This is a genomic window from Isoptericola sp. NPDC060185, from assembly GCF_042728595.1.
Classification (GTDB): Bacteria; Actinomycetota; Actinomycetes; order Actinomycetales; family Cellulomonadaceae; genus Isoptericola.
In genome coordinates, this window is the sequence record NZ_JBHWYY010000038.1 from 26,811 (window position 1) to 37,313 (window position 10,503).

The window sequence follows — 10,503 nt, forward strand, 5'->3', positions numbered from 1 at the left end:
ACCCCGGCCGGGGTTCCGGCCGGGGTCGCGTGCGTTCGAAGGGTGGTCGTCCGACTGCGCCGTCGGCCCCGTCGACGCTTCACCGGTGGCTGACCTGGGGTTTCCTTGTCCACAGGCCTTGTTCGGCATGCCTGCGCACCGCTAGAATCGAACACATGTTCGACACCCTGCCTGCTCCCGACGACGCGGTCGGCACCATGCCCGATGCCGTGCCCGACGACGTGCGCACGGTGACGCTCGGTGAGGTGCTCGCGGCGGTGGATCCCGGTCCTCGCCCGTCCGTGCACGAGGTGTCCGCAGGGATCGACGACGCCGTGGCGATCCGGGAGCAGATCGACGCTCTGGAGGGTCGGCTGCTGTTGGCGGTCGAACACTCCCGTCGTGCGGCCCGCGGGTGTGAGGCGTCGTTGGTGGACGATGCCGACGTGGAGCTGCGGCGGGCGTCGGCGGTGCGGCGCCGTGAGCTCGCCCAGCGGGCGTTCGTCGCGGACCTGGCGACGGCGTTGCGGATGAGCGAGGTGCAGGCGTCCCATCTCGTCGACACCGCCCGCACCTTGGCCGAGGCTGCCGAGCACGCCTGCGCGGGAGGGGATGTCGACGCGTCAGAGGGTACGGCGGGGTCGTCCGGTGTGACGCTGGTGGAGCTGTGTCGTGGCCGGTTCTCGGCGTTGCATGCGCGGGCGATGGCGGACACGTTGGCCGAGGTCCCCGATGCTGAGGCGCGGGCGCGGGTCGAGGCAGCCGCTCTGCCGTTGGCGGCGCGGACCACACCTGCCCAGTTTCGTTCGCGGTTGCGGCGGGCGCGGGACCTGGCCCATCCGACACCCCTGGCGGAACGTCACCGGCAGGCCGCGACCAAGCGTGCGGTGTTTCTCGATCCGGGGCGGGACGGCATGGCCTGGCTCACCGCGCACCTGCCCGCCGTGCAGGCGCACGCCGCGTTCGACCGCCTCACCGCGACCGCACGGGTCGTCGGCGGTCAGGGTGACCCGCGCACCACGGCGCAGCTGCGTGCGGACGCGTTCGCCGACCTCCTCCTTGCCACCCCCAGCACCAGCACGAGCGCCGCTGCTGGCATCCCTGCAGGCACCGACGCGTTCGCGGACGTCGACATCACGAGCGCGTCGGGCCAGGTGTCGGGCCAGGTGTCGGGCCAGGTGTCGGGCCAGGTGTCGGGCCAGGTGTCGGGCCAGGTGTCGGGCGAGGTGTCGGGCGAGGTGTCGGGCGAGGTGTCGGGCGAGGTGTCGGGCGAGGTGTCGGGCGAGGTGTCGGGCGAGGTGTCGGGCACTGTTTCGGACCAGGTGCCCGACCACGTCCCTGACCATGTTCCTGACCACGTTGCTGACCTGGGTGATCTGGCCCGTCGGATCACGCCGACGGTGCGGGTTACGGTCCCTGTCATGACGCTGCTGGGTGGCGAGGGGCCGGCCGATCTGGACGGCCACGGGCCCCTGGACCCGGAGACCGCCACCGTGCTGACCGCTCGGGCGCCGTCGTTGCGGCGTCTGCTGGTCGACCCCGTCGACGGGCGCGTCCTCGCGACCGACCCCGGCACCTACACCGTCCCCGCGGCGCTGCGCACCCTGCTGGCGGCCCGTGACGTGACCTGCCGGTTCCCGGGCTGTACGCGACGCGCCGAGCGGTGCGACGTCGACCACCTGACCGCGTGGGCCGACGGTGGGCGTACCACCGCGGACAACCTCGCTCATGTGTGCCGTCATCATCACGTGCTCAAGCACCAGACGCGGTGGACCGTGAACCCCTTGCCTGACGGCACCCTGGCCTGGACTTCGCCGACCGGCCACGTCCACCACGACCGCATCCACGACACCGACCGCCCCGCCGACGAGCTACCCAGGGTGGCCGGCCCGGAACCTCCCGGCACGGCGTCGTCCCGCTCCGAGCCGCCCGATTCCGGGCCCCCACCGGCAGCAGCCTGACCCTCCGGGAGTGCGCAGCGGCCGAAGGGCGGCCTTCCACCGGTGTCCCGTCGACCGTGTCCTTCACCGTGTCCGTCGACCGCTGACGCGTTCTGGCCCGGCACCCCCGCGGTCATAGGCTGAGGCCATGACGGACACGGGCGCTCGGGCGCAGCTCTGGGTCGGCACCTACCCGCAGCCGGGGGCGGAGCCGGGCAGCGGCGAGAGCATCTGGCGAGTCGCGCTGGACCGAGCGGACGGCTCGGTCGCCTCGGCGGTGCCGGCCGTGGCGGCGACGTCGCCCTCGTTCCTGGCCGTGCACCCGTCGGGGCGTTCGCTCTACGCGGTGGGGGAGACGCCCGCGGGCACGCTCACGACGTTCCGGGTGGAGGACGCCGACGGGGCCGTGACGCTCGCGCCGTCGGGCTCGGTGGCGTCCGGCGGCGACGACCCGTGCCACGTGCTGGCGCGCGGGGACGTCGTCTGGCTGGCGAACTACGGCGACGGCGTGGCCGCGGCGGTGCCGGTGGACGAGGCGACGGGCGATCTCGCCGCGGACGGCGTCGTCACGCACCCCGGGGTCGGCAGCGGCCCGGTCGTGGAGCGGCAGTCCGGCCCGCACGCGCACTTCGTGGCCGACGCGGGCGACGCCGTCCTGGTGTGCGACCTCGGCGCGGACGTCGTGCGTCGCTACCCGGCGAAGGGCGCGGACGCGGGCGCCCCGGCGGACGTCGCGGCGGTCCTGCCGCCGGGTACCGGGCCGCGCCACCTCGTCACCCTCGCGGACGGGTCGCTCGTCGTCGTCGGCGAGCTCGACGCCCGCGCCCACGTGCTGGTGCGCGACGGCGCGGGCTGGACGCCCGCCGCCGCGGTGCCGGTCTCCCCGGCTGCCGAAGCCGGGCGCGACTTCCCGGCCCACGTGACCCTCAGCGCCGACGGCACCCGTCTGCACGTCGGGGTGCGGGGCATCGACGTGCTCGCCGTCCTCGCGGTGGGCCCGGCCGACGGCGGCGTGCCCACCCTCGAGCACCTCGTCGACGTCCCGCTGGGCGACGGCGCGTGGCCGCGCCACCACGCCGTCCTGGGCGGGAGCGGGGACGACGCCGAGACGGTCGTCGTCGCCCTCCAGGGCCGCAGCGAGCTCGCGACCGTGCGGCTCGACCCGACGACCGGCGCCGGCGAGGTCGTCGCGCGCCACGTCCTGCCCACACCGCCGGCCTGCGTGCTGGAGTCGTGATGAGCACCTCGGCCGACGCGACGCGCCTCGGCCCGCGGGTGGCGATGCTGTCGGTGCACACGTCGCCGCTGGACCAGCCGGGCACCGGCGACGCGGGCGGCATGAACGTCTACGTGCTGGAGCTGGCGCGCGCGCTGGCCCGCCGCGGGGCCGAGGTCGAGATCTTCACGCGAGCGACGACGTCCGCGCAGCCGCGGTGCGTCGACGTCGAGCCGGGGATTCGCGTGGCGCACGTCGCCGCCGGACCGTACGAGGGCCTGGACAAGAACGACCTGCCCGGCCAGCTCTGCGCGTTCACCGCGGGCGTGCTGCGCGCCGAGGCGCACCGCCCGCCGCACTGGTACGACGTCGTGCACAGCCACTACTGGCTCTCCGGGCAGGTCGGCTGGCTCGCCGCGGAGCGCTGGGACGTCCCCCTCGTGCACACCATGCACACGATGGCGCGCGTGAAGAACGCGGCCCTCGCGCCCGGGGACGCGCCGGAGCCCGTGGGCCGGATCGTGGGGGAGGAGCAGGTGGTGGAGGCCGCCGACGGGCTCGTCGCCTCCACCCGCGAGGAGGCCCACGACCTGGAGCAGGAGTACCGCGCCGACCCCGACCTCGTGCACGTGGTGGCGCCCGGCGTCGACCTCGACGTCTTCCGCCCCCTGGAGCCCGGCCCCGGGCAGGACGCCTGCGACGTGCGACGCGAGCTGCGCGAGCGGCTCGGCCTGCCCACGGACCGCAAGATCGTGCTGTTCGCCGGCCGGGTCCAGCTCCTCAAGGGCCCCGACGTGCTGGTCCGCGCCCTCGGCGTCCTCGCCGACCACGCCAGCTCCGACGACGCCACCGAGGCGGAGGCGTGGTGCGACGGCGGCGGGTCGCGCGTGCCCGTGCTCGTCGTCCTGGGCGGCGCCAGCGGTCGCGCGACGGCGGTGCGCGAGCTCGAGGCCCTCGCCCACCAGGTGGGCGTCACCGACCACCTCGTCGTGCGCCCGCCCGTGCCCCGCGAGGAGCTGGTCGACTATCTGCGCGCGGCGGACGTCGTCGCCGTGCCGTCGCACAACGAGTCCTTCGGCCTCGTCGCCGCCGAGGCGCAGGCCGCCGGCACGCCCGTCGTCGCCGCCGCGGTCGGCGGGCTGCAGACGGTCGTGGTCGACGGTGTGTCCGGCGTCCTCGTGCCCGACCACAGCCCCTGGACCTGGGCGCGCGAGCTCGGCGACCTCCTCACCGACGACGAGCGCCGCGCCCGCCTCGCCGGCGGCGCCCGCCGCGCCAGCGAACGGTTCAGCTGGGACCGCGCCGCCGCCGCCATGCTCGACGTGTACGAGCAGGCGGCGAAGGTGCACCGGGCGCGTCGCCAGTAGCCCGCGCTACGCGGTCGGGGTGGCGGCCTCCCCCACCAGCACGACGGCCTGGGCGACGGCGTGGTCCGGCGTGTGCCAGACGACGACGGGGGAGTCCTCGCCCGGCGCCTGCGCGGCGTCGAGGCGCCACGTGAGGTTCGAGGAGACGGCGATCGGGAGCTCGTGGGCGCTCCCGTCGGCGCCGGCGTAGGCGATCCGACCGGCGACGGAGCACTTCGTGCGCTCGCGGTCCCACGTGAGCTCCAGCCCGGCGATCCGCCCCTCGGCCCGCTCCGGCCGCGCGGCGAGGCGGGCGAACGACCGGTCCCAGCGCAGCACGACGAGCTGCGGCCGCACCAGCAACAGCCAGAGCGCCACGACGACCGCGGCCCCGACGGCGCACAGGGTGCGGCCCACGCCGGGCCCCAGCGCGAACGCGCCGACGGCGCCGCCGACCACGAGGGTTGCGGCGACGACGCTCGTCGTGACGATGCGACGGCGGTCGGCCGAGCGGTCGGGCACGTCCTGCGGGCTGGGGGCGGCGCCGAGGGACGCGCGGTCCGTCACGAAGACGGTGAGGGTGCTCGGTCTCGCCACGGTCTTCCTCGCTGTCTCAGGCCTGGGGCAACCGGTGGAGCCTAGCGGACCGGGAATGCGTGGCCCGGGCGACGGCTTGGAAGTGACATGCCGATCACCGGAGAGTACGCACCCAGTCCGTCCGCCCACGCCGCGAAGCAGGTCGAGCAGTACGAGAGCTCGGGCGGCACGAAGGGCACGACGATGCGCGGGATGCCCGTCGTCATCCTCACGACGGTGGGCGCGAAGACGGGCCACCTGCGCAAGGCGCCGCTGATGCGCGTGGAGCACGAGGGCACGTACGCCGTCGTCGCGTCGTTGGGTGGGGCGCCGAAGCACCCGGTCTGGTACTACAACGTCCTCGCGAACCCGCGCGTGGAGCTGCAGGACGGCCCGGAGAAGCACGAGTACGACGCCCGCGAGGTGACGGGCGAGGAGAAGGCGCTCTGGTGGGAGCGGTGCGTCGCCGCATACCCGGACTACGCCGACTACCAGCGGAAGACGGACCGCCAGATCCCGGTGTTCGTGCTGGAGCGCGTGGACTCCTGAGAGAGACCCCTGGTCCAGTCAAGCCAGGTGCGGACGCCGGCGTCCCGGGATCCGACCCGCGGTGCGGGCGCCGGCGTCCAGCAGGCAGGATGGTCCCCATGACCTACACCCTCGTGCTGCTCCGCCACGGCGAGAGCGAGTGGAACGCGAAGAACCTCTTCACCGGCTGGGTGGACGTGCCCCTGTCGGAGAAGGGCACCGCGGAGGCGAAGCGCGGCGGCGAGCTGCTCAAGGAGTCGGGCGTCACTCCCGACGTCGTGCACACGTCGCTGCTGCGCCGCGCCATCAACACGGCGAACCTGGCCCTCGACGCCGCCGACCGTCACTGGATCCCGGTCAAGCGCAGCTGGCGCCTCAACGAGCGCCACTACGGCGACCTGCAGGGCAAGGACAAGAAGCAGGTGCGCGACCAGTACGGCGAGGAGCAGTTCATGCTCTGGCGTCGTTCCTACGACGTGCCGCCGCCCGAGATCGAGCTGGGCTCGGAGTTCTCGCAGGACGCGGACGTCCGCTACGCCGGCGAGCCGATCCCGCGCGCCGAGGCACTCAAGCAGGTGCTCGACCGGGCCCTGCCGTACTGGGACGGCGAGATCGTGCCGGACCTCCAGGCGGGCAAGACCGTCCTCGTCGCCGCGCACGGCAACTCGCTGCGCGCCATTGTCAAGCACCTGGACGGCGTCGACGACCAGACCATCGCCGGGCTCAACATCCCCACGGGCATCCCGCTGGTGTACGAGCTCGACGAGGAGACACTGAAGCCGACCAACCCGGGCGGCACGTACCTCGACCCGGAGGCCGCGAAGGACGCCATCGCGGCCGTCGCGAACCAGGGCAAGTGACGCCCGCCGGCCGCGGCCGGTAGCTCGACACCCCGGACCCCGGACCCCGAAAAGGGTCCGGGGTTCGTCGTCCCTGCTGGCAGGCTGACCGCGTGACCTCCGGCCCCGTGACTTCCAGCCCCGTGACCTCCGGCATCGGCCTCGCTCGGGCCTACTACGCGGACGTCGTGCGGCCGCTGCTCGACGGCTGGCGCCCCGGCCTGCCGCACGCGGCGGCCCGGCTGGGCAGCGGGTCGGACGTCCTCGGCCTCGACGACGAGACGTCGCGCGACCACGACTGGGGCCTGCGCCTCACGCTGCTGGTCGACGAGGCGGACGTCGCGCCCGTGGACGCGTTCCTGGAAGATTCGCTGCCCGCCGAGCACGCCGGCCTGCCCACCCGGTTCGCGACCACCTGGGAGCCGGTGGTGCGGCAGCGGGTGGAGGTCGCGACACCCCGCGCCTTCGCGCGGTCGCGGCTCGGCCTGGACCCGGTCACGGACCTCGACGACGCCGTGGGCTGGCTGTCCCTGACGGGGCAGAGCGTGCTGGAGGTGACCGCCGGCCCCGTCTTCCACGACGGCCCGGGCGAGCTCTCCGCGATCCGCGAGCGGCTGGCCTGGTACCCCGACGACGTCTGGCTGCACGTGCTGGCCGCCGAGTGGGCCCGCGTCGGGCAGGAGCTGCCGTTCGTCGGCCGCACCGGCTCTCGCGGCGACGACGTCGGCTCGCGCGTCCTCGCCGCCCGGCTGACGGGCTCGCTGCTGCGCCTGGGTCTGCTGCTGGAGCGGCGCTGGCCGCCCTACCCGAAGTGGCTCGGCACGGCGTTCGCCGGCGCGCCGTCCGCGGCGACGGCGGGACCGCACCTGGCGCGGGCCCTCGCCGCCCCGACCTGGCAGGAGCGCGACGCCGCCCTCGGCGACGCCTGCGACGTCCTGCACGAGCGGCAGCGCGACCTTGGCCTGCCCGCGCTCGACGGCGGTGCCACCGAGCCGTTCTTCGACCGGCCCTTCCGCAGCCTGCGCGGCGTCCCGGAGCTGCTGCGCGACGCCGCGGGAGAGTCCGTGCGCGGCCTACCGGCCGCCGTCGAGCAGTGGATCGACGCCGTCGACGTGCTGATGGACCCGCGCCGACGGGTCGCCGCCGCACGCGCTGCCGTCGACGCCGCCACGCGCGCTGAGGCAGGCACGAGCGAGGCGAGGTAAGCCCGGCCTACCTCGCCGACCCGACCACGGCCCAGCAGAGGCTCAGGCGTCCGCGCGCGCGTGCTCGTCGTCGAAGTTGCCCGTGACGAGGAACGTGATGCGGCGGGCGACGGACACGCCGTGGTCGCCGAAGCGCTCGTAGTAGCGGCCGAGCAGCGTGACGTCGACGGTCTCCTGCGTGGTGCCGGGCCACTCGGGGTCGAGCGTCGCGGCGAAGGTGTCCTGGTGCAGGGCGTCGAGGAGGTCGTCGTCCTGCTGCACCTCGGCGGCGAGGGCGACGTCGCGCGTGGCGAGCAGCGCGGTCGTGCGCTGGGCGACGTGCACCGCGGCGCCGTGCATCTTGACGAACGTCTCGCGCGCGGGCGCGGGCACGGCCTGCGCGGGGTAGCGACCGCGGGCGATCTCGGCGACGTGGCGGGCGAGGTCGCCCATGCGCTCGAGCGACGCGCTGATGCGCAGCGCGGAGATGACGACGCGCAGGTCGGTGGCGACGGGCTGCTGCTGGGCGAGCAGGTGCACGCAGCGCTCGTCGAGCTCGGACTCGAGCCGGTCGATCGCGTGGTCGGAGGCGATGACCTCCTGCGCCAGCTGGTGGTCGGCCTCGAGCAGGGCGTCGCCCGCGCGCCGGATGGCGGACTCGACGAGCCGGCTCATCTCGATGAGGTCGTCGCCGACCTGACGCAGCTCGGCCTCGAAGATCTCTCGCATCGCTGTCCTCTCGGGAAGAAGGGTTCTGACGGCACCCTGCCACGCGCCGTGGACGCGCCGGGGGCGCCCAGGTGAACTCCGGGAGGGTCGGAGGTGAACAGTGGGCGACGGCTCGCTGAGCAGTTCCGCTCCACGACGGATTCCCGCGGCGACGCCACCTAGGCTGCTGTGCGTGGACGGAATCATCCCGGGCGTGACCGCGGTCGTCGCGGGCATCTTCGGCGTCGTGGTGGGCGTGATCGCCACGGTCGCCTTCCGCTTCTCCGAGCGCGCCCACCAGCGGTCGCCGGAGGCGGCTCCCGCCGAGCTCGACGAGGGTCTCGTCCGCGTGCTCGCGGTGCTCCGGTCGGCGGCGGTCGTCCTGGACGGGGAGGATGACGTGGTGCGGGCGTCGCCCCCGGCGTACGCGCTGGGCGTGGTGCGCAACGACGCCCTCCAGCACCCCGCCATCATCGACCTGGTGCGCCAGGTGCGCCGCGACGGTGTGATCCGGGAGAAGGAGCTCGAGCTGCCGCGCGGGCCGATCGGCTCAGGCACGGTGCTGCTCCAGGTGCGGGTCGCGCCCGTGGGGCCCGACATGTTGCTGGTGCTCGCCGAGGACCGCACGGAGGCCCGTCGCGTGGAGGCGATCCGCCGCGACTTCGTCGTCAACGTGTCGCACGAGCTGAAGACTCCGGTCGGCGCGCTCGCCCTCCTCGCGGAGACGGTGCAGGACGCCGCGGACGACCCGGTGGCGGTGCGCCGCTTCACCCAGCGCATGCAGGCGGAGGCGCAACGGCTCTCCGCGCTGGTGCACGAGATCATCGAGCTGTCCCGCCTGCAGGTGGCCGGCGCGCTGCAGGAGGTCAGCATCATCCCCGTGCGCGACGTCGTCGCGGAGGCCGTGGACCGTGCGCGCACCACGGCGCAGGGGAAGAACATCACGATCGCGGTGGGCGGCACCGCGGACGTGCTCGTCTACGGCGACCACAACCTGCTGGTGACGGCGGTGCGCAACCTGCTGGACAACGCGGTGGCGTACTCGGCCGAGAACACGCGCGTGGGAGTGGGGGTCCGCGAGCGCCACGGCCTGGTGGAGATCGACGTCGTCGACCAGGGCGTGGGCATCGCCGTCGACGAGCAGGACCGCGTCTTCGAGCGCTTCTACCGCGTGGATCCCGCGCGCTCCCGCGACACGGGCGGCACGGGCCTCGGCCTGAGCATCGTCAAGCACGTCGCGGCCGACCACGGTGGTGACGTGCAGGTGTGGTCGGAGCCGGGCAAGGGCTCGACGTTCACCCTGCGCATCCCGGCGGCCGAGCACGACCAGAGCCAGACAACGGACACGACGGACGAGGAGGTAGGTGCGTGACGCGCATCCTGGTGGTCGAGGACGAGGAGTCCTACCGGGACCCCCTGACATATCAGCTGACCCGGGAGGGCTTCGAGGTCGTGGAGGCCTCGAACGGGGTGGACGCGCTGGCCGCGTACGACGACGGCGGCGCCGACCTGGTGCTGCTGGACCTCATGCTGCCCGGCCTGTCCGGCACGGAGGTGTGCCGGGAGTTGCGGCAGCGCGGTGACGTGCCGGTCATCATGCTGACGGCCAAGGACTCGGAGATCGACAAGGTCGTGGGCCTGGAGCTGGGCGCGGACGACTACGTCACCAAGCCGTACTCGTTCCGCGAGCTGCTGGCGCGCATGCGCGCGGTGATGCGGCGGCGCGGCCCGTCGGCGCCGGAGGCGGCGTCGAACGGGCACGACGACGACGGCGAGCCCGTCCTCGAGGTGGGGCCGGTGCGCATGGACGTGGAGCGGCACACCGTGACGGTGGGCGGCGCGGCGGTGTCCCTGCCGCTCAAGGAGTTCGACCTGCTGGAGCTGCTGCTGCGCAACGCGGGTCGCGTGCTCACCCGCGGGCAGCTCATCGACCGGGTGTGGGGCGCGGACTACGTCGGCGACACGAAGACGCTCGACGTTCACGTGAAGCGGATCCGCTCCAAGATCGAGGCGGACCCGGGCTCCCCGCAGCTGCTCCTCACGGTGCGAGGGCTGGGCTACAAGCTCGCGGACGAGGCCGCCTAGATCGCCGAGGTAGTTCGAAGCCGAGGTAGTGCGAAAGATCGCGAGGTAGTTCGCCACGGCGCGCCCGTGGCACCCCGACCAAGGGGACGAACTACCTCGCGA

10 protein-coding genes are annotated in these 10,503 nt (G+C 74.1%); 8 read left to right on the forward strand and 2 right to left on the reverse strand.

Translation table 11 applies throughout. From position 1 onward, the window contains the following. Nucleotides 1-29: 29 nt before the first annotated feature. From ACFWDO_RS13460 to mshA, 3 genes are all read left to right on the forward strand, one after another. A complete protein-coding gene (locus tag ACFWDO_RS13460; RefSeq protein ID WP_380346985.1) occupies nucleotides 30-1,940 on the forward strand; it encodes a DUF222 domain-containing protein in 1,911 nt (636 codons plus the stop codon). Nucleotides 1,941-2,067: 127 nt separating this feature from the next. Continuing rightward, a complete protein-coding gene (locus tag ACFWDO_RS13465) occupies nucleotides 2,068-3,156 on the forward strand; it encodes a lactonase family protein (RefSeq protein ID WP_380318437.1) in 1,089 nt (362 codons plus the stop codon). Continuing rightward, entirely contained in the window at nucleotides 3,156-4,502 is a 1,347-nt protein-coding gene (mshA, locus tag ACFWDO_RS13470) for a D-inositol-3-phosphate glycosyltransferase (protein WP_380318434.1), read from the forward strand. Before ACFWDO_RS13465 ends, mshA begins: the two co-directional genes overlap by 1 nt. 6 nt (nucleotides 4,503-4,508) lie before the next feature. Here the strand turns inward: mshA and ACFWDO_RS13475 are convergent, their stop codons facing one another. Next, complete coding sequence (locus ACFWDO_RS13475; RefSeq protein ID WP_380318431.1) at nucleotides 4,509-5,078, reverse strand: hypothetical protein; 570 nt, start codon at nucleotides 5,076-5,078, stop codon at nucleotides 4,509-4,511. A gap of 87 nt (nucleotides 5,079-5,165) precedes the next feature. Between ACFWDO_RS13475 and ACFWDO_RS13480 the strand changes: the two genes are divergently transcribed. From ACFWDO_RS13480 to ACFWDO_RS13490, 3 genes are all read left to right on the forward strand, one after another. After that, a complete protein-coding gene (locus ACFWDO_RS13480) occupies nucleotides 5,166-5,606 on the forward strand; it encodes a nitroreductase family deazaflavin-dependent oxidoreductase (protein ID WP_380318428.1) in 441 nt (146 codons plus the stop codon). Nucleotides 5,607-5,704: 98 nt separating this feature from the next. Next, a complete protein-coding gene (locus ACFWDO_RS13485; RefSeq protein ID WP_380318425.1) occupies nucleotides 5,705-6,445 on the forward strand; it encodes a phosphoglyceromutase in 741 nt (246 codons plus the stop codon). A 92-nt stretch (nucleotides 6,446-6,537) separates the two neighbouring features. After that, nucleotides 6,538-7,629, forward strand: a complete 1,092-nt coding sequence (locus ACFWDO_RS13490) for a DUF4037 domain-containing protein (RefSeq protein WP_380318422.1) — start codon at nucleotides 6,538-6,540, stop codon at nucleotides 7,627-7,629. A 42-nt stretch (nucleotides 7,630-7,671) separates the two neighbouring features. Here the strand turns inward: ACFWDO_RS13490 and phoU are convergent, their stop codons facing one another. Then, nucleotides 7,672-8,337: a phosphate signaling complex protein PhoU gene (gene phoU, locus ACFWDO_RS13495; RefSeq protein ID WP_380318419.1), complete on the reverse strand. Its 666-nt coding sequence runs from the start codon at nucleotides 8,335-8,337 to the stop codon at nucleotides 7,672-7,674. 172 nt (nucleotides 8,338-8,509) lie between these two features. On the opposite strand from phoU, the gene ACFWDO_RS13500 reads away from it, so the two are divergent. Then, on the forward strand, nucleotides 8,510-9,688 hold the full coding sequence (locus ACFWDO_RS13500; protein WP_380318416.1) for a sensor histidine kinase: 1,179 nt from the start codon (nucleotides 8,510-8,512) through the stop codon (nucleotides 9,686-9,688). Beyond that, nucleotides 9,685-10,401 carry a response regulator transcription factor gene (locus tag ACFWDO_RS13505; RefSeq protein WP_380318413.1) on the forward strand — a complete coding sequence of 239 codons (717 nt, stop codon included), beginning with the start codon at nucleotides 9,685-9,687 and terminating at the stop codon, nucleotides 10,399-10,401. Before ACFWDO_RS13500 ends, ACFWDO_RS13505 begins: the two co-directional genes overlap by 4 nt. The last annotated feature ends 102 nt before the right edge of the window (nucleotides 10,402-10,503 follow it).